Source organism: Ancylobacter oerskovii, from assembly GCF_018390555.1.
GTDB lineage: Bacteria > Pseudomonadota > Alphaproteobacteria > Rhizobiales > Xanthobacteraceae > Ancylobacter > Ancylobacter oerskovii.
On record NZ_JAHBGB010000044.1, the window covers coordinates 652,476 to 673,779 of the forward strand.

Genomic DNA, 21,304 nt, shown 5'->3' on the forward strand with positions numbered 1-21,304 from the left:
TGGAATCCTCGCTCACCCTATACGGCACGCGGGAGGCGAGGAAGGGGGAGCGCGGGGGCTGCAAGGGCAGCGCGAGGCTTATCGTGCGGGAGGTTTTCGCGCGCGGGGCGCTGGAGGCGCGGAGCTCCCCTGTGGGAGGCCTGTGCGCGGGGCCTTCTGGTCCGCAAGGCCCTTCGTGCGGGAGGTCCTTCGTGGACGACCGGGGAACATTCGCCGCCGGCGCGGGGGCTGAGGCCGCGCAACGGTTCCGCAAGGCTCAACGAGAATGGGGCCCGGACCGGTTGTTCCGGCCCGGGCCCCGCTTCCCGTCTCGGTCGTCAGGCGGCGACGGTGGTGCTTTCCACCGTCGCCTCGGTCGCGGCCAGCTTGCGGGCGCGCGCCGCAACCTTCTCGCGGATCACGCTGATGCGCTTCTCGTCGCGCAGCGCCTCGAAGCCGGGACGATCGGCCTTGCGACGCTTGCGGTCCTCGGGGCGCAGGGCGGTGACGTCGACATTCTGGAAGAAGTCGCGGTTGCCGCCATCGGCCCAGGCTTCCGAGAACATGCCGTGGGCACGCACCACGTCGAACTGGTCGAGCTCGATGTGCCAGTAGGAGACCGTGGGAGTGTTCAGCTCCTGCACGATGGTCATGCCGTTGACGAGGTCGTTGGCACGCACCAGCTTGCCGCTGACGAAGAGGTGGTGCCAGGGCGAGACCAGCAGATCGCGCGAGGGCACGTTGTCGGCGAAGGCGCCGGCGCGGACACGCACCGGGGCGACGGCCCGCTTCTGCTCGTTGGTGCGCAGATAGGCGCGGCCATAGTCACGCCAGCCGATCCACTTCACCTCGCGGACGCCGGAGCGGCCGATCACCTTGTCGCCGATCTTGAGCGTCTCGATCGCCACCGGACCTTCCGGGGTCTCGATCAGGGTGCCGCGGACGAAGCAGACCGGCATGACGACATTGCCGTCGGCGTCCACGAAGGTGCCGGCAGTGATGGCCGCCTGGATCGCGGCGGCGTCCGAAGCGCTCAGGCCCTGCAGGTTGAAGGTCTGGGTGACGGTGGAGCCGAGCAGGCCGGGCTCGTTGAAGGTGATGGTGCCGACGCTGGTGCCGGCATTGTACGAGAACGCATTGAAGGTGGCGTTCTGGTAACCCAGCGTGTCGCCGGTGGCGAAGCCGGTGACGCTGATCGTCGTGGACGTCGGCGAGAGACCCAGCAGAGTGCCGGAGTCATAGATGAAGGTGCCGGCGCCGCTGTTGTCGAAGGCGACGCTCTGCGTCACGCCGACCGGCAGATTGAGGACGTTGCTGCCGTTGACTTCCATCGACGACGTGCCGCCGACCGAATAGATGAAGTTCGTCCCGACGGCGACCGCCACGTCGGGGTTGTTGACCACCACGTTCGAGCCGCCGATGGCGGCGATGGTCACATTCGAGACCGCCTGCGCACCGACCAGACCGTAATCGACCGTCGTGTCGACGCCATCCAGCGTCAGCGTGTTGCTGCCGAGCGCGGTGATGGTAACGACGTTGGTTTCGCCAGGCGGCAGATTGGTCGAGTCGTAAGTTACGCTCGAGTCAAAAAGGTTTGCATCAAGAAGCGCCATCTTCCCTGCCCCATGCTGTGGAATAAAAGCTCTGTTTCTCTGATAAATGGCAACGAATACCCGACCGCGTACTGATCAAGTGCGCGCTTAATACTCGTACCAGTTATGTAATTACTTATGATGCATAAAAAAATGAAGACGACAACGGCCTTTATTCGGTCGACTTTAATTGATCGCTCGAAAAGCTGACTGGCATACCAAATACGCTCGCCAACTTCGCGGGTATCTTAATATTCGAAATAAATGCGAGAGATGACTCTCTTTCCGAAATTCTTGCGGATTCCGTTAGGGGAGTCAATCGGAGGGCATTGGGCGCCCGATTGGTATTAAAAAACCAGTTCTGGGATAAATTATGCAAAATCAATGAGAAGGGTCATATGTGTTTTTTCGGAGAGGTGGAATCTGGCCGGACGGAGTGTCGAAATGCGGCCATTTTTTCGACATGAAGGGCCTCGAGTGGCCCATGCGCGGACGGATCGGTCCGATTTTTCCTGTCGCCAAATGAAGTCAACGTTCTTCCGAAAACATGTCAGCGACTCTGACCGATCGGATGAAAATATTTTTCGACCGATAAAAGCTTAACGTGTCTGAGGAGGGGTGCGACAAAATCAATCAGGCGGCCCTGTCGCCGGAGCGCGCAGGCGCCGGCGCGCCCGGCCCCGAAATATCGAGGCCGGGCCGGGGGCGGTTCATGGACGCCGACCAGGAAGATCCGGTAACGAAGATGCCGGCCGTGCCGTCGCTCCGACGGCGCGGGCTCAGACGGCCGCCGGCTTCGGGCGCGGCGAGCCCTGACCGCGCCAGGCCGCGAAGCGGGCGCCGGCCTTGCCCTCGCCCCCGTCGAGCCCGCCGGAAGGGGAGGCGTGCGGCAGGCTGATCACCGCCCGCAGCCCGGCACCGGTGTTGACGAGTGTGACGTCGCCGCCATGGTGGCGCACGACGTTGCGGGCGATCGACAGGCCGAGCCCGATGCCGCCGGTTTCGCGGTTGCGGGAATCCTCCAGCCGGAAGAAGGGGGCGAACACCCGCTCCATCGTCTCGGCGGGAATGCCGGGCCCGTCATCCTCCACGACGATCTCGATGGCTGCCGGCCGGGAATGCACGGCCACGCGAGCCCGCTCGCCATAGCGCACCGCGTTTTCAACCAGATTGCGCACTGCCCGGCGCAGCGCGTCGGCGCGGCAGCGATAGCCGATCCTCGGCGCCTCGGCGACGTCCACCTCATGGCCGAGCTCGACGAGATCGTCGCACAGGCTCTCGACCAGCGCGGTGAGATCGACATGCCGCGTCGGCTCCTCCGCCGCCTGCTCGCGCGAGAAGGCCAGCGTCGCCTCGGTCATGGCGCGCAGCTCGTCGAGGGTCGCCAGCATCTTCTCGCGGGTCTCGTCGTCGGCGACGAACTCGGTGCGCAGCCGGAGCGAGGTGATCGGGGTGCGCAGATCGTGGCCGATCGCCGCCAGCATGCGCGTGCGGTCCTCGACGAAGCGCTGCAGGCGCGCCTGCATCCGATTGAACGCCACCGCCGCCTGCCGGATGTCCTCCGGCCCCCTTTCCGGCAGCGGCTCGACGCTCTCCCCGCGTCCTAGCGCCTCGGCGGCCACCGCCAGCCGGCGCATCGGCCGGGTCATCCAGCGGGCGATGAAGGCGGCGCTGATCGACAGCACCAAAGCGGTGACGCCGAGCGACAGCAGCGACTGCGAACTCCAGAGGCTGTTGACGATCTTCTTGCCGAAGGCGCTGCACAGCCAGGAACCGTCATTGAGCCGGACGGTCAGGCCCATGCCGTTGGCATCGTCGAGATGCAGGAATTTCGCCGGGCGCGACAACGGCCAGGCGGAGGCCGGCATCTCCACCCATGGGGGCAGGTCGGGGGTGGACGCCGCCATCTCCGCTTCCGCACGGGCCGGCGGCGCGGCATCGTCCGGCGTCCCGCCGGACGCGGCGAGGCTGGCGACGGTGGGCAGCGGTTGCGCCAGCCGGCTCCTGGCATCCTCCCGCCACGCCGCCGCATCGGCGGGGAAGCCGGGCGTCACCCAGAAGCGGGAATAGCTGGTGCCGCTGGCGCGCAGGATCTCCTGCCGCTGCGCCGGCGGCGTGGATTCCAGCAGCTGGGCGACCGACGCCGCGCGGCTGAGGAACTCGGTCTTGGCGGCGTGGCCGAGGGCCTGGCCGCGCTCGTCCAGCGACAGAAGGAAGCTCACGCCCTGCGAGAAGGCGAGCGCCAGCAGCATGATGGCGACGAAGCGGGCGGTAAGGCTGCGGTTCCACAGGCGGATCATCGCGACACCACCTCGGCGGAGAAGCTGTAGCCGCCGCCCCAATGGGTCTTGATGAGCGCCGGCGCGCGGGGATCGCTCTCTATCTTCTTGCGCAGGCGGCTGACGCGGTTGTCGATGGCCCGGTCGAACGGCTCGGCATTGCGCCCGACCACGAGGTCGAGCAACTGGTCGCGGCTGAGGACCAGCCCGGCATGATCGAGGAACACGCTGAGCAGGCGGAATTCGGCGGTGCTGAGCGGAACGGTCATGCCGTCCTGGTCGACGAGCTCGCGGCGGCCGACATTGAGCAGCCAGCGGTCGAAGCGCACCTCCTTCGCCTGGATCTGGGCGCGCTGCGGCGGCAGGCTCTGCACGCGCCGCAGCACCGCCTTGATGCGCGCCAGCAGCTCGCGCGGATTGAAGGGCTTGGTGAGATAATCGTCGGCGCCGAGCTCGAGGCCGACGATGCGGTCGGTCTCCTCCGCCATGGCGGTGAGCATGATCACTGGCAACTGGGTGGTCTCGCGCAGGAAGCGGCAGAGCGACAGGCCGTCCTCGCCGGGCATCATGAGGTCGAGCACCACGAGGTCGATGGCGTTGCGCTCGACCAGGCGCCGGAGCGCCGCCGCGTTCTCGGCGAGGCTGACGCGGTAATCGTGCTTCTGCAGATATTTGCCGACCAGATCGCGAATGTCGCGATTGTCGTCGACCACGGCAATGTGCGGTGTCGCTTCCATGAGCTGGCCCTTTGCCGCTTCCAATATAGGCAGAAACCGCGGGCCGACCGAAAAAATTGTCGCAGATTGTCGCCGGTGCCGCGCGCGCGATGGATTGCGACAATTCCCTCGCCGCATGGCGTTTCCATGGCCGGGGGCACCGGGCCGCGCCGCCGCCGGCCTAGGAACGCGGATAATCGCTCGGCGGCGCGCCGACAAGGGTGGGTGTGCCGTTCTGGCAATAATGCCGGTAGCCGGCGTCCGGCGACACGACCCGATAGACGCGCGGGGCGCCGGGACCCGTCGCCTCGTCATCGGACAGCCATTCGTCGGCGACCGGCGGGGCGGCGGCGCGCAGCAGGTGGGGGTCGACATCGGTGCCGGCATCGCCGAAGGCCACCATGCCGAGCAGGATGGTGCCGGCAAGGAAGAAGCCGGCGCCGATGTCGCGCCAGCCGGCGGAAAGTCGTTCGGGGTGGTCGGGCATGGGAAACTCCGTTTCTCGGGCGGGAGCGGGGACGCCGCCAGGGGCCGTCAGCGGCATGGGCTGGCCTGGCCGGGCGTCGCGCCGGGGGCGGTGCAGTCGCGCGGCATGGCGCCCGCGGGCGGCAGCGGGGTGGCGGCCTGCAGGCGGGTCTCGGCGGGCAGGCCGGCAGGCCGGCCTGTGGGTATGTCGAAGACGAGATGGAAGGCGGCGACGGCCGCCGCCACCGACAGGCCGGCGGCCAATGTCACGGCGGGAGCGAGGGGGGTGCGGGTGCCCGGAAGGCGCATGGCTGTCCCTTGGTTGAAACCTGGAGGGACGCTAGCGGGCAATTGTCGCGCAGTTTCCGCGGCGCAGCATCGATTTTGTCGTCAGCTGTCGCGTCGCGGCGCGGGCGCCACGGATTGTTACATTTGCCCCGGCGACGAGCGGGCGAGGGCAGGCAGGGGCCGGCGGCGACCGTCGGGCCGCCGCCGCTGTCGTCACTCCGCCATCAGCGAGGGCAGGCCGGTGGAGAGCCAGGGCACGGCGGTGAGCAGGATGAGGAAGGCCACCATGCCCCAGAAGAACGGCATGTTGGCGCGGAACACATGCACCACGTCCTCCCGGGCGATCTTGGCCGACACCAGTATCGCGATGGCGACCGGCGGGGTGATCTGGCCGATCACCACCGTCACCACGATCAGCACCCCGAAATGCACGAGGTCGACCTGCATGGCGACGAGCGAGGGCAGCAGCACCGGCATGATCATCGGGATCAGCGGGTCCAGCACCATGCCGGCGATCAGGGCGAGCAGCAGCAGGACGAGCAGTTTCGGCGTCTGGCCCTCGAAGGGGAACAGCGTCTGCAGCCCGTCCGCCAGCACCATCGGCACCTTGGCCTGCGACAAGGCCCAGCCGAGCGCGGTGGAGAAGCCGACGACGATCAGGACCTCGCCGGTCATGATCACCCCGTCCACCGTCACCTTGCGCAGTTCGGCCCAAGAGATCGAGCGGTAGACGAACTTCGACAGGATGAACGCATAGGCGAGGGCGAAGGCGCCGGCCTCGCTCGGCGTGCACACGCCGGAGATCAGGCTGATGAGGATGAAGGCGGGAAGGCCGAGCGGCAGGATGGCGCGCTTGCCGGTGCGCCACACCTCGGCGGGCATGAACGGCCCGGCGGTGCCCCAGCCCTTGCGGCGGGCGAGCCAGGAGATGACGCCCATCATCATGCCGCCCATCAGCAGGCCCGGCACCACGCCGGCGAGGAACAGCGCGCCCAGCGAGGTGCCGGTCACCGCCGAATAGAGGATCATCGGCGAGGAGGGCGGGATCAGCACGCCGATGCCCGAGGAGGTCGCCGTCACCGCCGCCGCGAAGGGGCCGGGATAGCCGTGCTTCTTGAGGTGCGGGATGGTGACGGAGCCGGTGCCAGCGAGGTCGGCCACCGAGGTGCCGATCATGCCGCCGAACAGGATGGAGGTGAGCACGTCGACATGGGCGAGGCCGCCGCGCATCCACCCGACCAGCGCCACCGCGAAGTCGAACAACCGCTTGGCGATGCCGCCATTGTTCATGATGCCGCCGGCGAGGATGAACAGCGGCAGGGTGACGAGGATGTAGTCGGCGACGCCGGTGAGCGTCTGCTGCGGCAAGGCGAGCGTCCAGCCGCCGCTGATCGACAGGAAGATGAACACCGCGGCGACCAGCGCCACGATGATCGGGAAGCCGATCACCACCAGCACGCAGAGGGCGGCGAGCGAGCCGCCGGCGAGAGCGAGCATCATAGCTTCACCTCATGGGCGGGATGCGCGGCGATCTCCGCGGCGATGTCTTCGATATGCACCGGCTCGTGCGGCACCACGGTGCGGAAGAGGAAGGCGGCGGCCATGCCGAGCGCGGCGGCGAGCAGTCCGCCCGAGATCCAGGACTTCGGGATGTCGAGCATCGGGGTGACGTCGCGGCCGAACACGTTCATGTAGCGCCAGGAGAACCAGGCGACGGCGAGCATCAGGAGCGCGCTGACGAAGCTGATCGCCCGCGCCAGCGTGCGGGCATTGCGCGCGTTCAGCCGGCTGGTGACGATCTCGCAGCCCACCAGCGCGCCGCGTCCCGCCGCCAGCACCACGCCGACCGCGGCGATCCAGACCAGCAGGATCGAGACGGCCTCCTCGGTCCAGGGCAGCGGATGGTTGAGGAAGTAGCGGCCGGTGGCGTTGGCGAGCACCAGAAGGCTCAGCGCCGCCATCAGCACCACGCCGGCGGTCTCCAGCAGCCAGGAGGCGGCGCCGACGAGGGAGACGCGGCCGGGGACGCCCGACGGCAAGGGGCGGGCCTCCATGAGCTTGAAGGTCATGATGCGGGCCCTCCCTCGGCGGCGGCGAGGCGACGGTCGAAGAGCCGGCCATAGCCCGGCCGGGCGCCGTCGATGCCGGCCACCTCCAGGCAATGCCAGAACGAGGCCTGCACGGCGGAGATCACCGGCTTGCCGAGCGCGGTCTCCAGTGCCTCGATGACGCCGGCGGAGCGGAAATTGGTGCAGGAGATGAAGATCGCCGTGGCGTCCGGGTGGTCGCAGGCGACCACATGGTCGAACACCTTTTCCAGCGGCACCTCGGCCAGCGCCCAATCCTCGTCGATGCCGAGATTGCCGCTGTTGAGCACCTTGTGGCCGTTCGATTCCAGGAAGTTGATGGCGCGCTGGTGGATGGCGTCGACGTAAGGGGTCGCCAGCGCCACCGGGCCGGCCTTCACCTCCTTGAGGGCGGCGAGCGAGGCGGTGGAGGCGGTGGTGGCCTTCACGCCGGGCGCCCAGCCTTCCATGCGGCCGATCAGCGCCTTGTCATAGGCGGTGCCGTAGACGAAGGAGGCACTGGTGCCACCGAAGCACAGCACGTCGATCGGCGCCGAGCCGACCAGCCGGGCGGACTGCTCCAGCTCCGGCGCGTTCATCATCTGGTCGATGCCTTCCAGCGTCACCTTGGGCAGGCGCACGCGGGTGGTATGGATGGACAGCCCCGGCGCCGCCATGGCCGCCCATTCGGCGTCCATGACGATGCTGGAGGCGATGTAGATGAGGCCGAGGCGGCCCAGTGTAGCGTAGCCGTCGTAACGGAAGCCCTTGCGGGCTTCCTCACCGGTGATGGCGGTCATGTCGATCGAGCTCACTTCAGGCTGGCTTCGAGCTTGGCCATGAAATCCGGGCCGACCACCTTGGCGATCTCGCCCTTCACCGGCTCGGCGGCGGTGCGGAAGGCGGCGAGGTCCGGCGTCGTCACCGTCACGCCCTTGGACTTGAACTCGTCGACCAGGCGCGCGTCGCTGTCGTCGGAGACCTTGCGGGTGGCGGCGGCGCCAGCCTTGGCGGCTTCCTTCACCTTGGCCTTGAGCTCGGGGGAGAGCGCGTCGAAGGCGGCGCCGTTCATGGCGAGGGTGATCGGCGTGTAGACGTGGTTGGTGAGCGCGATGAACTTCTGCACCTCGAAGAAGGAGAAGTCCTTGATCACCGAGAGCGGGTTCTCCTGCCCGTCCAGCGCACCCTGCTTCAGCGCCATGTAGACCTCGCCGAGCGGCATCGGCGTGGGGGCGGCGCCCAGCGCCTTGAAGGCGAGGATGCGGGTGGGGCTGCCCGGGGTGCGGATCTTCAGGCCCTTGAGGTCGGCGGGGACGTTGATCTGCTTGTTGGTGGTCGAGATGGTGCGGAAGCCGAGCTCGCCGAAGGCCAGCACCTCGAGCCCGGCCTTCTGGCGCAGCGAGGCGCCGAGCAACTCGCCGAAGGTGCCGTCGAAGGCGGCGCGGGCGCTTGCCTTGTCGGCGAACAGGAACGGCGTGTCGAGCACCGAGAAGCCCTTGTCGAGGGTGACGACGTCGGAGCCCATCGGCACCACCTGCACCTCGCCGGCGCGGATCAGTTCCATCAGCGCCGTCTCGTCGCCGAGCGCGCCGCCCTCGAAGAACTCGATGGCGACCTCCGGGCCGGCCGACTTGACGAGCGCGTCGCGGAAATTGGCGAGCATGATGTTCAGCGGATCGCCGGCATTGGTCTCCACCGCCAGCCGCAGCTTGGTCTGGGAGAGGGCCGGGGAGGAGGCCAGCCCGGCGGCGCCGAGCACCGACGCGGCGACAGCGACGGCCGCCAGCCGCTTCAGCGGCGAGAGAGTGAACATGATCCGCATTCCTTGCCCTAGAGAAAGATGGCGGATCTTTTTGCATCTATCGTGCCAGACGCAGGATCCGCTCGTAGAAGACATCCGAAACTCTACGGATGCTCACGATAGATGCAAGGATCGATAATCGAGATGACTATTTAATCAGATAAAATTATGCAATTCTATTTAAAGCATCGGATAAAACTATGTATCAGATGTCGTTATTCGGTCGCTTCAACCTGTCATCTCTTGGGTGACTTTAGCGCATCAGAATAAATATTGGCAATGTTGATGATCGTATTTTTCGATGCGCCGCGGGCAGGCGACGGTTGAGCCCGGCTCAACGCGGCGATGAGGGCGCGTGCGTTGAGGTGGCGGCCGCGCGCTGTAGGATGAGGCCGGGCCATGAGCGCACCGAGATGAGCGAACCGAGGGAAGCAACATGACACATCCGGCCATCGCACCCGGCCGCGTCGCGGTCGTCACCGGCGGCGCCAGTGGCATCGGACTGGCCGCCGCCCGTCGCTTCGGCGCCGCGGGCATGGCGGTGCTGATCATCGATCTTCCCGGGCCGGCGCTCGTCGAGGCGGTGGAGGCGCTCAAGGCGGAAGGCGTCACGGTGGTGGACGCCCCGGCCGATGTGAGCGACCGCGCGCAGATCGAGGCGGCGAAGGCGCAGGCGGACCGCATGGGCCCGGTGACGGTGCTGATGTGCAATGCCGGGCGCGAAGGCGGCGGCGGGCTCGCGGCCGAGGAGGCCGTGTGGCGCCGGACGCTGGAGGTCAATTTCTGGGGCGTGTTCCACAGCCTGCAGGTCTTCGTGCCGGACATGGTGGCCTCGTCGCTTCCCGGCGCGGTGGTGATGACCGGCTCCAAGCAGGGGATCACGCTGCCGCCCGGCGACACCGCCTACAATGTCTCGAAGGCGGCGCTGAAAGCGCTGGCGGAATCCGTCTCCCACGACCTCGTCACGCAGACGGAGGGGCGGGTCGGTGCGCATCTGCTGATCCCCGGCTTCACCTTCACCGGCTTCACCCGCGCAAAGGGGGTGAGCGAGCAGCCCGCGGGCGCCTGGACCTCCGAGCAGGTGGCCGACTTCCTGATCGACGGCATGGGCAAGGGCGATTTCTATATTCTCTGCCCCGACAATGAGGTGACGCGCGAGGTGGATCTCAAGCGCATGCGCTGGGCGATGGGCGATATCGTCGAGAACCGTCCGGCGCTGTCGCGCTGGCATCCCGATTATGCCGAGGCCTTCGCCGCCCATATGAAGACGGGCGGCTAGCCGCCTTCCCGCGCTTCTTCGCGGGCGTTACCGGCCGGGGTTCGCCCGGCGCCGACAGGCATGACCATGATGCGCCCCGCCGTGATGCGCCGGGGCGCATCGGCGTTTGTCCACCCCATGAAAATCCATCCGAGGCTACGGGCGCCGCGTTCCGGCAGGCCGGGTCTTGAGGCGCCCGCGCCTGGGGTTTGCTGCATATTTCATTTGCAAAAATATTATTCGCATCCTATTAATTGGTTATGAATGAAACAATCAACCTCCGGCGGTCGCTCACCGCCCAGCTGCTGCAGGCGGGGCGCCAATGGCGCCGCATCGCCGAGCGCGAGCTGGTGTCGCTCGGCATTTCCGAGGCCTGCGCCGCCCCGCTCCTGTGGACGGGCCGGCTGGGCGGCGGCGTGCGGCAGGTGACGCTGGCCGCCTATGTCGGCATCGAGGGCCCCTCGCTGGTGCGGCTGCTGGACCAGCTGGCCGCCTCCGATCTCATCGAGCGGCGCGACGACCCCACCGACCGGCGCGCCAAGACGATCTGGCTGACCGAGGCCGGCGAGCGTCTTGCCGCCCGCATCGAGGAGGTGCTGGTGGATGTGCGCGGGCAGGTGCTCGCCGGCATCGATCCCGCCGATCTCGAGGCGGCGCTGCGGGTGCTCAAGGCCTTTGACGAGGTACCCGTCCGCGCGACGGAGGAGGGGGCGTCGTGACTCTGCCGTCCTGGCGGGACTGGCTCTTCTCCGGGAAAGCCTTCCTCGCCTCCATGCTGGCGCTGTACATCGCGCTCGCCTTCGACCTGCCGCGTCCCTACTGGGCGATGGCGGCGGTCTATATCGTCGCCAACCCGCTCGCCGGCGCGACCAGCTCCAAGGGGCTGTACCGCGCCCTCGGCACGCTGATCGGCGCGGCGGCGGCGGTGTTCTTCGTGCCGGTCTTCATCAACGCCCCGGAGCTGCTCACCCTGGTGGTGGCGCTGTGGACCGGGACGCTGCTCTACATCTCCATGCTCGACCGCACGCCGCGCAGCTATGTGTTCATGCTTGCCGGCTACAGCCTGCCGCTGATCGCGCTGCCGGTGATCGGCACGCCGGAGGAGATCTTCGACGTCGCGCTGGCGCGCAGCGAGGAGATCATCATCGGCATCACCTGCGCCACCGTCGTCGGCGCGGTGGTGTTTCCCACCAGCGTCGGCACGGCGCTGTCGGCGCGCATCACCGGCTGGCTCGACGACGCCGCCTCCTGGGCCGGCGAGATCCTGCACGGGGAGGGCGCCCTGCCGGCGACGCCGCTGCGCCGCCAGAAGCTGGCCGCCGACATTGGCGGGCTCGACCTGATCATCAGCCAGCTCTCCTACGACGCGGCGACGCGCGACGTGGTGCCCCATGCCCGCGAGCTGCGCGGCCGGCTGCTCATGCTGCTGCCGCTGCTCTCCTCGCTCGCCGACCGGCTGCACGCGCTGAAGGCGGAGGCGGGCGAACTGCCGGCCGAGCTGGCGGCGCTGCTGCAGCGCGTCGCCGAGTGGTTCGGCGAGGGCCGCCGTGCCGACCCCGGCGCGGCGGACGAACTGATCGCCGCCATGACCGCGCTGCGGCCCGAGGGCGCCGTCGACTGGAGCGGGCTGATGCAGGCGAGCGCGCTCGACCGGCTCGGCGAGGTCGTCTCCCTGTGGAGCGATTGCCTCAGCCTGAAGGCGGATATCGAGCGCGGCCAGCATGCCGGGCCCTGGCGGCCGCGCTTCCGTCACCGCCGGGTGGTGAGCCGGGCGCGGTACTATGATTTCGGGCTCATGCTGTTCTCCGCCGGCTCCTGCGTGCTCGCCACGCTGGTGCTCAGCGGCTTCTGGATCCTCAGCGGCTGGTCCAACGGCTCCGGCGCGGTGATGATGGCCGCCGTCGCCTGCTCCTTCTTCGCGGCCATGGACCGGCCGGCGCCGTTCATCCGCACCATGGCGGTCCTGACCGGCGTCAGCGTCGTCATCGCGGGCGTGTACCAGTTCGCCATCCTGCCGATGGTGCACGATTTCGAGATGCTGGTGCTGGTGTTCGCGCCGCCCTTCCTGCTGCTCGGGCTGATCATCCCGCGCCCGCAATTCAACATGCTGGGCGTGCTGATGGCGGTGAACACCGCTTCCTTCGTGGCGATGCAGAACCGTTACAACGTCGATTTCGCCACCTTCGCCAATGAGGGGCTGGCGGCGGTCGTCGGCCTGACCTTCGCCTTCGCCTGGACCATCGCGACGCGCCCCTTCGGCGCCGAGATGGCCGCCCGCCGGCTGGTGCTGGCGGGCTGGAAGGATCTCGCCGAGACCGCTTCCGGGCATCATCGCGACGACCATGAGCGGCTGGCGGGTCGCATGCTCGACCGGCTCGGCCAGCTGGTGCCGAGGATCGCCGTGGTCGACGACCGCGAGCTGGCCAAGGTGGACGGCTTCGCGGAGGTGCGCGTCGGCTTCAACATCGTCGAGCTGCAGAAGACGCGCCGCGAGTTCGCCGAGGGCGAGCGGGCGGCGGTCGATGCGGTGCTGGCCGGCGTCGCCGGGCTGTATCGCGAGCGCATGGCGCGGCGGGGCTTCGTGGCGCCTTCCGACGAGCTGTGCGCCACCCTCGACAACGCCCTCCGCCTGATCGCCTGCCAGGAGGGCGGGGTGGCCCGGCGCACCATCGATGCGCTGGTGGGCCTGCGGCGGGCGCTGTTCCCGGATGCGCCGGGCCCGGCGGGCGGCTTCGCGCCCAAACATCCCGACCAGCCGATGCTGCTGGCGGCGGAGTGACCCATGGCCGGTGAAATCGACATTTACGGCGTCTATATCCCCAACCTGCTGGCGCTGATGGTGGCGACGCTGCTGGTCAGCCTCGTCGTGCGGCGGGTGCTCGCCTTTCTCGGCGTCTATGCGCTGGTGTGGCATCGCGGGCTGTTCGACGTCGCCCTCTACATCGTTCTCTTGCAGGGCATGTCCCTGATGTCCCAATGGTGGCTGTCATGAATATCTCGTTTCGCGGCGCCATCCGCGTTACCGTCACGCTTCTCCTCGTGCTCGCCGCGGTCGCGGCCGGCCGCGAGCTGTGGGCGCACTACATGGACGATCCCTGGACGCGCGACGCCAAGGTGCGCGCCGATGTGGTCGGCGTGGCGCCGGACGTCTCCGGCTTCGTCAGCGAGGTGCTGGTGCAGGACAACCAGAGCGTCAAGAAGGGCGACGTGCTGTTCCGCATCGACCGCGCCCGCTTCGCCATCGCGCTGGCGCAGGCGGAGGCGGTGGTCGACGGCCGCAAGGCGACGCTCGACCAGGCGGTGCGCGACCGCGAGCGCTATGAGGAGCTGAAGGACGTCGTCTCCGAGCAGAAGACCGAGCAGATGCGGATGTCCGAGGCCGAGGCCGGTGCGTCCCTCCGCCAGGCCCAGGCGGATCGCGACCTCGCCAAGCTCAATCTCGATCGCACCGAGGTAAAGGCGCCGGTGAACGGCACCATCTCCAATCTCAGCCTGCGGCCCGGCGACTACGTGACCGCCGGCACCGCCAAGGTGGCGCTGGTCGATACCGACTCGCTGCGGATCGAAGGCTATTTCGAGGAGACCAAGCTCGCCCGCATCCGCGTCGGCGCGCCGGTGACGATCCGGCTGATGGGGCAGGCGGCGCCGCTGCGCGGCCATGTGGAGAGCATCGCCACCGGCATCGAGGACCGCGAGCGCACGGTCGGCACTGGCCTGCTCGCCAACATCAACCCGACCTTCAGCTGGGTGCGCCTCGCCCAGCGCGTGCCGGTGCGCATCGCGCTCGACGAGATGCCGGAGAATGTGCAGCTGGTCGCCGGCCTCACCGCCACCGTGTCGGTGCAGGAGCACTGACGGCGGCGGTTTCGTCGGCTTTCCGAAGGGGCGCTGCGGCGCCCCTTTTCCGTACCGCCCTGCGGGTCGTGACGTGGCGATCAGCTGACGCCGCCGCCCGCCGAAACGCAGCGAGGGCTTCGAGGCAATGCTCGAAGCCCTCGCGCCTGGCGCCTCAGACCTGCGCCAGGCCTCCATCGACGAACATCTCGCCGCCGGTCATGAAGCTGCTGTCCGCCGAGGCCAGGAACGCCGCGGCCGCCCCGGTCTCCGACGCGTCGCCCATGCGCCCGATCGGCGTCGTGGCGCCGAGGGCGTCCAGTGTGTCCTCGCCCACGATCTCGATCGCCAGCTCGGTTCGGATCGGTCCCGGCGACAGCACGTTGACGCGGATGCCCGTTCCCCGCAGGTCCAGCGCCCAGCTGCGCGCCAGATTGCGGATCGCCGCCTTGGTGGCGCTGTAGACGCTGAACTGCGGCGTTCCCATCACCCCCGTGCTGGAGCCGGTGAGGATGATCGACCCGCCGGCCGTCATCAGCGGCAGCGCCTTCTGCACGGTGAACAGCAGCCCCTTCACATTGACGTCGAAGATCTGGTCGTAATGCTCGGGCGTGATCTCGCCGAGCGGCGCGAAAGCTCCGGTCCCGGCATTGGCGAACACGATGTCGAGGCCGCCGCGTTCCTCCTTCACCGTCCGGTACAGCCGGTCGAGATCGGCCAAGTCTGTCACCGATCCCTGCACCGCGCGCGCCTGCGGCCCGAGCTGGGCCAGGGCGGCGTCGAGGGCGTCCTGCCGCCGTCCGAAGATGTAGACGAACGCGCCTTCCTCGATGAACCGTCTGGCGGCACCGAGGCCGATGCCGGTTCCCCCGCCGGTCACGACCGCCGTCTTGCCATGTAGCCTGCTCATGATGTGCTCCTTGATTGAGGTTGCACTAAGCTGGCTGGGCACATACTTATCGACAAGTATGCACCTTTTGGTAAGTACTGGAAAAATGTCGTCAGACCATCCGAACCCCGTCCCGTCGCCGCTCCCGAGCTGTACCCCGACATTGCCCGGCTTCACCTGCGGGCTCGATGCGACGCTGCGGGTCATCGCGGGCAAGTGGAAGCCGCTGATCCTGTATTTCCTCGCCCAGCGCGGCCCCATCCGCTACGGCGAGCTGCGCCGGGCGGTGCGCGACGTCAGCGACAAGATGCTGATCCAGCAGCTCAAGGAGCTGGAGGCGGACGGCCTGGTGAAGCGGACCGATTACCGGGAGGTGCCGCCGCGGGTCGATTACGGCCTCACCCCTCTGGGCCGCGGCCTGGCCGAGGCGCTGGTGCCGCTGTGCGTGTGGGGCACGGAGAACATCGCCGAGGTCACACGCCTCTTCGCCGAGCGGGAGGCCGGAGACGACAAGCTGCCCGCCGCGAGGACGGCGGGCACGGGCAAGGAGGCATCGCCCGGCTAGGCGAGCAGCAGGCCCGCCGCCTTGCCGTGGCGATAGACGACGTCGAGCACTTCGTTGCGCGCCGGGACGCGATCGGCCGGCGTCGCCACCCAATAGCGCAGCTCGAGTTCGATCGCCGCGGCGTCGATGCTCCTGAGCGCCACCAGCGGCGCGGGATCGCGCATGATCACGCCGCAGCCGGCCAGCGCGTCGCGCATCACCTCCTTCACCTTCGACGGCGCGTGGGTGGGGGCGATGCGCAGGGTGACGCTCTGCATATGCGAGCCGTCGGGCCGCCCGAGATTGGTGATCGTCATCTTCGCCAGCACGCTGTTGGGCAGCACGACGACATTGTTGGCGGGCGTCTGGACATGGGTCGAGCGCCAGTCGGTCTCGACGATGCGGCCCTCGGTGCCGTCGGCGAGAACCACGAGATCGCCGAGGCGGTAGGGCCGGCCCAGAGTGAGGGCGATGCCGGAAAACACGTCTCCCAGCGTGTTCTGCAGGGCGAGGCCCACCGTGATCGCCACCACGCCCGATGTCGCCACCAGCGCGGATACGTTCATGCCGAACACGAAGGACAGGATCGCCAGCGCCACGCCGAGATAGATCACGGCGACGAAAATATCCTGCAGCAGCCGGGCCTGCCGGGGATGTCCCTCGATCACCAGATACAGCCGGACGAAGCCGATGACCGCCCAGGCGAGGTGGATCCACCACAGCATCTTGGCGAGGATCAAGGTGAGGTCGGTGGACTGGAAGGCGCCGTACCCTTCCATCCGGTAGGGCACGACGCCGTCGCGCAGCAGGACGCCGGTCATGACGGCGAAGAAGCCGAGCTGGACGACCAGCCGCATGGTCGCCTGCCGGCGGGGTATCGCGTGCCAGACGACGATCCCCGCAATGCCGAACAGGTTGATCAGCGCGAGCGGCGACAAGGCCTGCACCCCCGTCACTTGCATCCCCGTCACTTGCACCCCCGTCATCGGACGTTCTCCCAAGCTGGACGCCCACCCGCGGCACGGGCCGGCCGGTGGGCGACGGGCGCTATTTCTTCAGCGGGAAGGTCAGCTCCTTCTCGGCGGTGTCGACGACGAACACGGCGAGGAGCTTGGCCGGTTCGCTCGTGCTGGCGTTCTCGCTGACGCCGTGGCGGTCGCCCGGCAGTTCCGAGAAGCTCTGGCCGGCGTGATAGGTCACCACCGGGCCGTCATTCACCTGGCTGCGGATGGCGCCCTCCAGGATGGTCGCGTAGATGAAGGCCGAGTTCGGATGGGTATGGGCGGCCGAGAAGCCGCCCGGGCCGTATTCGACCAGCACCGCCTTCATGCTCTTGCCCGGCACGTTGGGCAGCTCGTGCTCATAGACCAGCGTGACCTTGGACGCCTTGTCGGTGTCCTTCAGGCCATCGGGGCCATGCGCATGGGCGCTGGCGAGGGACAGGGCGAGAATGAAAGCGGCACCAAGCGTGCGGAACATGGGATCCTCCTGGGATGTCGCGGGATGGGCGGCGCGGCCGGTCAGGCGGCCGAGCGCTGCGCGCTCATCCATTGCTCGAAGGTGATGGAGCCGAGCCGAGGGCCAGCATCCGAGACGAGGGACGTCTCGTCCAGCCGGGCGCCGAAATAACGGGCTTCGGGATCGACCTCGACCGCGCGGGCGTCGCCGATGGCGCGCAGATATCGCCGGACCAGCTCGCTCAACGCGAAGCGCTCGGGGCCGGAGATCTCGACGATGCCATTGGCCGGCGCCGAAAGAGCGACGTCGGTCATCGCGTCGGCGACGTCGTCGGAGGCGATCGGCTGCACAAAGGCCGGCGACAGGCGGACCGCGTCGCCGCTGGTCGCCGACTTGGCGATGCCGGGCAGGAATTCGAGGAACTGGGTGGAGTGCACGATGGTGAAGGGCAGGCCGGAGACGCGGATCAGCTTCTCCTGCAGCAGCTTGCCGCGGAAATAGCCGCTTTCCTGCAGTCGCTCGGTGCCGATGACCGACAGGGCGATATGGTGGCGCACGCCCGCCGCCTTGCCCGCCGCCAGCAGGTTACGGCCCGAGGTGCCGAAGAAATCGAGCACCGCCTGATCCTCGAAGGACGGCGAATTGGCAAGGTCCAGCACCACCTCGGCGCCGGCGAGCGCCTCGGCGACGCCTTCGCCGGTCACGGTATCGACGCCGGAATTGGGCGAGGCGGCGAGGACGTCGTGGCCGCGCTTGCGCAGGCGGGCCACGGTCTTGGAACCGATGAGGCCGGTTCCGCCGATGACGACGATCTTCATGGCAAAGGTCTCCTTGTCGCAGCCGCGGGTCGCGCGGCGCGGTGAACAGGCAGGGGAAGGACAGGAGCCGGCCTTGCCGGCTTATCGAGGCCGATGCCTTGTCGGCGGAGCCTGGCACCCGTTCCGGTGCGCGACCTCGGCGCACCGGCAAGGCGCCTGGACCCGCCGACGCCGCGCATTCAAGCCGATGTTCGGCTTCGGCTTGGGCTTCGGCCTCGGCTTGGGCTTGGGCTTGGGCGGGGCGGTCGGTCAGTAGTCCCAGAAGGCCGGCACCCAGCGGAAGGCGTCGCCGGCGACCGCCACGCGGCCGACGGACGGGAACGGCAGGTGAGTGGCTACCAGCTGTTCGCCGGTCGCCGCCAGCTCCGTGAGCAGACGCACGCGTACGCGGGCCGCCTCCTCGGGATCGTGCTCGAAGCCGTTGTGCCAGTCCGGGTGGTCGAAGCCGACCGTGAACACGGCATCGCCGGCAAAAGTCAGCCGGTCTTCGCCGGAGGCGAGACGGACCACGCTGTGGCCGGGGGTATGGCCGCCGGTGCGACGGACGACGACGCCGGGAGCGACCTCGTGCTCCTCGTCGAACAGCCGAAGCTGGCTGCGGTACTCGCTTGCGAAGCGCGTGGCGGCCGAACGGAGGGCATCCGGGAAGCCCGGAGGCATGTTGACGTGAGTGAAATCGGGCGCCTCCCAGAACGTGACCTCGGCGGCGGCCACATGGATCCGCAGGTCCGGGCGCAGCTGTTCCTTCACGCCCTCGACGAGAAGCCCGCCGATGTGATCCATGTGCATGTGGGTGAGCACGATGTCGGTCACCGAGGCGAGATCGATGCCGGCGGACGCCAGCCGCTTCACCAACTGCCCCGCCCGCGGCAGGTTCAGGTCCGGGTCCAGCCCGAGCCCGGCGTCGATGAGGATGGTCTGGCCGCCGCTGTGCACCAGAACCACGTTCAGCGACCAGTCGAACGCGTCCTGTGGCAGGAACATGTCCTTCAGCCAGGCGGCCCGCACGGCGGAATCCGCATTGTGCCCGAGCATCTTGGTCGGGAGTGGCAGCACGCCATCGCTGATGACCAGCACTTCGATGTCGCCGACCTGTACCGCATAGCGCGACGGAACCAGCTCGTCAGGGGGCCGTCTCTCGAGTTGCGAGGTGTTGTCCAGGCTCATATTCGCCTCCTGTTGACCGCCGCCTATGCGCGGCATGGACGACGCTATTGGGGGGCGGGTTCGCGGTCGATTGGGTCGAGGACGAGGGCGGGTCATACCGGGGTATAGGTCGCGTCATCCCTATCGAACCGCCGGCGGATAGCCGGCGAAGTGAAACGATGACGGGCGAGAGGCGCGGCCGTGCCCCCAAGCCCTGCCGCCCTGGCTTCCCCGTATCGTCAGCCGGCTTATCGCCCCGGCGCATCCCAGGGCGGCCGGCGGAAGCTCTCGGCGACGAAATCGATGAAGAGCCGCACCGGCCGTGCAAGGTGACGGCGCCCGGCATAGACGATGCGGATGTCCATCGCCTCGTTTCGATAAGCAGGAAGCAAGGAGACGATCTCGCCCGAGGCGAGTTCGCGATGGATGAGGAAGTCCGGCAGCAGGGCGACGCCCTCGCCGCGCTGCATGGCGGCTTTCATGCCGAGGCCGCTGGCGCAGGTGACGGCACAGGGAGTGTCGATCTCCCGCCGGAATCCGTCGGGCGCGAGGAGCGACCAGACATTTCCGGTGTCGGAGAACTGGTAGCCGATGCGGGGGAGGGACAGCAGCGTGTCGACGTCGCCGACATTCCCTATCCGGGCGAGCAAGGAGGGAGCCGCGCAAAGCCGCATGCGCGTGCTGGCCACCCGCCGGGACACATGGCTTTCCGGCCCTGCCGGCGAGATGCGCAGCGCCACGTCGAACGCTTCCTCGGTCATCTCGACCACCCGGTCGCTGTAGCGGATGTCGAGGTCGATGGCGGGGTGACGCCCGGCGAATTCCGGCAGGAGCGGGGCGAGCCAGACGAGCCCGAACGTCAGGGGCGCGTTGACCCGCAGGCGTCCCCGCGCCGCGCTGTCGGGATCGGCGAAACTCGTCTCGAGCTCGGCGATGTCGTCGAGAACCCGCCGCGCCCGCTCATAGACGTTGCGGCCGGCGTCCGTCAGTGCCAGCCGACGCGAGCTGCGCTCCAGCAATCGGGCGCCGAGCGAGGCTTCGAGCTGCTGGACGTGCCGGCTGACATTGGCGGGCGAAATGCCGAGCTCCGCCGCTGCGCGGCCGAAGCCGTTGCGCGCGACGACCGCGACGAAGACCTGATAGGCGCGCAGCCGATCCATCCGTCGATCATTGCAGATCGTGAAAGATTGGACCAGTTCCGCATCAATTGAGGAAAGTATCCGCGCGGCTCACATGTCGATGACCCATGGATGGAGGTTATCATGACGACATTCGAAGGCCGCGTTGCCATCGTCACCGGAGGCGGAGCCGGCATCGGCCACGCCGTGGCCCGGCAACTGGCCGAACGCGGTGCCCGCGTTCTGATCACGGGCCGGCGGCCCGAGGCCGTCGCGACCGCGGCGCAGGCTCATCCCGCGATCCAGGGCGTGGTGGCGGACGCCGCCCGCCCCGAGGCGATCGAGGCCACGGTCGCGGAGGCGTTGCGACATTGGGGGCGCCTCGACATCGTGGTGAACAATGCCGGGGCCGGCCAGCCGGCGGCGCTGGCGCAGATGTCGGCGGAAAGCCTGGAGGCGATCTTCAGCACCAACGTGTTCGGCCCGTCGCTGCTGGCCAAGGCGGCGCTGCCGCATCTGCGCCGCACGCGCGGCACCATCGTCAACCTGTCGAGCACGCTGGCCCGCAAGCCGGTGCCGGGCTTCTCGGCCTATTGCGCCAGCAAGGCGGCCCTCGAGCAACTCACCCGCAGCTGGGCGCTCGAACTCGCGCCGGACGGAATTCGCGTGAATGCCGTGGCCTCCGGGCCGGTGGAGACCGATTTCCTGCGCGAGCGCATGGGGTTCTCGGACGAGGAGGTGGCGGCCATCAAGGCCCGGGAGGTCGAGATGATCCCGCTGGGACGGCGCGGCGTGCCGGAGGATGTCGCCCGCTGGGTGGTGGCGCTCGCCGATCCCTCGGCCGATTGGATCACCGGCCAGATCATCGGCGTCGATGGCGGCTTCGGCCTGTAGACGCCTGCCTCGACGGGCGGCGGGCATCGCTGTCCCGCCGCCGCGGCCGCGCAGGCCGCCTTCCGCAAGGCAACCGATGGATTTCCATAGGGTGCCCGCGGCGCTGCGCGGCCCTATCCTCATGGCGAATGAGCCCCCTGGACGGGAGGAATGCTAGTC

General features: G+C 68.3%; 21 protein-coding genes and 1 pseudogene. 7 read left to right on the plus strand and 15 right to left on the minus strand.

Annotation, left to right across the window (positions count from 1 at the left end; genetic code table 11):
- Window positions 1–317: 317 nt before the first annotated feature.
- The 9 genes from KHC19_RS24030 to KHC19_RS24070 form a co-directional block, all read right to left on the minus strand.
- The gene (locus KHC19_RS24030) at window positions 318–1,592 is read right to left on the minus strand and encodes a Hint domain-containing protein (RefSeq protein WP_213356066.1); all 1,275 of its coding nucleotides are present in this window, start codon (window positions 1,590–1,592) and stop codon (window positions 318–320) included.
- A gap of 758 nt (window positions 1,593–2,350) precedes the next feature.
- Window positions 2,351–3,871, minus strand: a complete 1,521-nt coding sequence (locus KHC19_RS24035) for an ATP-binding protein (protein ID WP_213356067.1) — start codon at window positions 3,869–3,871, stop codon at window positions 2,351–2,353.
- Window positions 3,868–4,587: a response regulator gene (locus tag KHC19_RS24040; protein ID WP_213356068.1), complete on the minus strand. Its 720-nt coding sequence runs from the start codon at window positions 4,585–4,587 to the stop codon at window positions 3,868–3,870. The genes KHC19_RS24035 and KHC19_RS24040 overlap by 4 nt, the downstream gene beginning before the upstream one ends.
- 160 nt (window positions 4,588–4,747) lie before the next feature.
- A complete protein-coding gene (locus KHC19_RS24045; protein ID WP_213356069.1) occupies window positions 4,748–5,053 on the minus strand; it encodes a hypothetical protein in 306 nt (101 codons plus the stop codon).
- 47 nt (window positions 5,054–5,100) lie between these two features.
- A complete protein-coding gene (locus KHC19_RS24050; protein WP_213356071.1) occupies window positions 5,101–5,340 on the minus strand; it encodes a hypothetical protein in 240 nt (79 codons plus the stop codon).
- A 192-nt stretch (window positions 5,341–5,532) separates the two neighbouring features.
- Window positions 5,533–6,819, minus strand: coding sequence for a TRAP transporter large permease (locus tag KHC19_RS24055; RefSeq protein WP_246549453.1), 1,287 nt, complete (start codon window positions 6,817–6,819; stop codon window positions 5,533–5,535).
- Window positions 6,816–7,388 carry a TRAP transporter small permease gene (locus KHC19_RS24060; RefSeq protein WP_213356073.1) on the minus strand — a complete coding sequence of 191 codons (573 nt, stop codon included), beginning with the start codon at window positions 7,386–7,388 and terminating at the stop codon, window positions 6,816–6,818. The genes KHC19_RS24055 and KHC19_RS24060 overlap by 4 nt, the downstream gene beginning before the upstream one ends.
- Window positions 7,385–8,185, minus strand: coding sequence for a maleate cis-trans isomerase family protein (locus KHC19_RS24065; protein ID WP_213356074.1), 801 nt, complete (start codon window positions 8,183–8,185; stop codon window positions 7,385–7,387). The genes KHC19_RS24060 and KHC19_RS24065 overlap by 4 nt, the downstream gene beginning before the upstream one ends.
- A gap of 11 nt (window positions 8,186–8,196) precedes the next feature.
- Window positions 8,197–9,198, minus strand: coding sequence for a TRAP transporter substrate-binding protein (locus tag KHC19_RS24070; protein ID WP_213356075.1), 1,002 nt, complete (start codon window positions 9,196–9,198; stop codon window positions 8,197–8,199).
- A gap of 424 nt (window positions 9,199–9,622) precedes the next feature.
- Here KHC19_RS24070 and KHC19_RS24075 point away from each other — a divergent pair, with 424 nt between their 5' ends.
- From KHC19_RS24075 to KHC19_RS24095, 5 genes are all read left to right on the plus strand, one after another.
- The gene (locus KHC19_RS24075) at window positions 9,623–10,465 is read left to right on the plus strand and encodes an SDR family NAD(P)-dependent oxidoreductase (protein ID WP_213356076.1); all 843 of its coding nucleotides are present in this window, start codon (window positions 9,623–9,625) and stop codon (window positions 10,463–10,465) included.
- Between the two features lie 239 nt (window positions 10,466–10,704).
- Complete coding sequence (locus KHC19_RS24080; RefSeq protein WP_213356077.1) at window positions 10,705–11,163, plus strand: MarR family winged helix-turn-helix transcriptional regulator; 459 nt, start codon at window positions 10,705–10,707, stop codon at window positions 11,161–11,163.
- Window positions 11,160–13,223, plus strand: a complete 2,064-nt coding sequence (locus KHC19_RS24085) for an FUSC family protein (RefSeq protein ID WP_213356078.1) — start codon at window positions 11,160–11,162, stop codon at window positions 13,221–13,223. Before KHC19_RS24080 ends, KHC19_RS24085 begins: the two co-directional genes overlap by 4 nt.
- 3 nt (window positions 13,224–13,226) lie before the next feature.
- Window positions 13,227–13,436 (plus strand): DUF1656 domain-containing protein, encoded by a 210-nt coding sequence (locus tag KHC19_RS24090; protein ID WP_213356080.1) that lies wholly within the window; start codon window positions 13,227–13,229, stop codon window positions 13,434–13,436.
- Window positions 13,433–14,299, plus strand: coding sequence for an efflux RND transporter periplasmic adaptor subunit (locus KHC19_RS24095; RefSeq protein ID WP_213356081.1), 867 nt, complete (start codon window positions 13,433–13,435; stop codon window positions 14,297–14,299). Before KHC19_RS24090 ends, KHC19_RS24095 begins: the two co-directional genes overlap by 4 nt.
- Window positions 14,300–14,453: 154 nt before the next feature.
- Here KHC19_RS24095 and KHC19_RS24100 read toward each other — a convergent pair whose 3' ends face one another.
- Window positions 14,454–15,188, minus strand: coding sequence for an SDR family NAD(P)-dependent oxidoreductase (locus KHC19_RS24100; protein ID WP_213356082.1), 735 nt, complete (start codon window positions 15,186–15,188; stop codon window positions 14,454–14,456).
- Between the two features lie 85 nt (window positions 15,189–15,273).
- Between KHC19_RS24100 and KHC19_RS24105 the strand changes: the two genes are divergently transcribed.
- Window positions 15,274–15,732 (plus strand): winged helix-turn-helix transcriptional regulator, encoded by a 459-nt coding sequence (locus KHC19_RS24105; protein WP_213356083.1) that lies wholly within the window; start codon window positions 15,274–15,276, stop codon window positions 15,730–15,732.
- Here KHC19_RS24105 and KHC19_RS24110 read toward each other — a convergent pair.
- From KHC19_RS24110 to KHC19_RS24130, 5 genes and pseudogenes are all read right to left on the minus strand, one after another.
- Window positions 15,732–16,673, minus strand: a pseudogene (locus KHC19_RS24110) (mechanosensitive ion channel family protein); the annotation flags it as partial. The gene KHC19_RS24105 and the pseudogene KHC19_RS24110 sit on opposite strands and share 1 nt — an antisense overlap.
- 85 nt (window positions 16,674–16,758) lie before the next feature.
- Window positions 16,759–17,190 (minus strand): cupin domain-containing protein, encoded by a 432-nt coding sequence (locus KHC19_RS24115; RefSeq protein WP_213356084.1) that lies wholly within the window; start codon window positions 17,188–17,190, stop codon window positions 16,759–16,761.
- 41 nt (window positions 17,191–17,231) lie between these two features.
- Window positions 17,232–17,987, minus strand: a complete 756-nt coding sequence (locus KHC19_RS24120) for an SDR family oxidoreductase (protein ID WP_213356085.1) — start codon at window positions 17,985–17,987, stop codon at window positions 17,232–17,234.
- A 249-nt stretch (window positions 17,988–18,236) separates the two neighbouring features.
- A complete protein-coding gene (locus tag KHC19_RS24125; RefSeq protein ID WP_213356086.1) occupies window positions 18,237–19,190 on the minus strand; it encodes an MBL fold metallo-hydrolase in 954 nt (317 codons plus the stop codon).
- 191 nt (window positions 19,191–19,381) lie between these two features.
- Window positions 19,382–20,293 carry a LysR family transcriptional regulator gene (locus KHC19_RS24130; RefSeq protein WP_213356087.1) on the minus strand — a complete coding sequence of 304 codons (912 nt, stop codon included), beginning with the start codon at window positions 20,291–20,293 and terminating at the stop codon, window positions 19,382–19,384.
- A gap of 102 nt (window positions 20,294–20,395) precedes the next feature.
- Between KHC19_RS24130 and KHC19_RS24135 the strand changes: the two genes are divergently transcribed.
- A complete protein-coding gene (locus KHC19_RS24135; RefSeq protein ID WP_213356089.1) occupies window positions 20,396–21,145 on the plus strand; it encodes an SDR family NAD(P)-dependent oxidoreductase in 750 nt (249 codons plus the stop codon).
- Window positions 21,146–21,304: the final 159 nt, after the last annotated feature.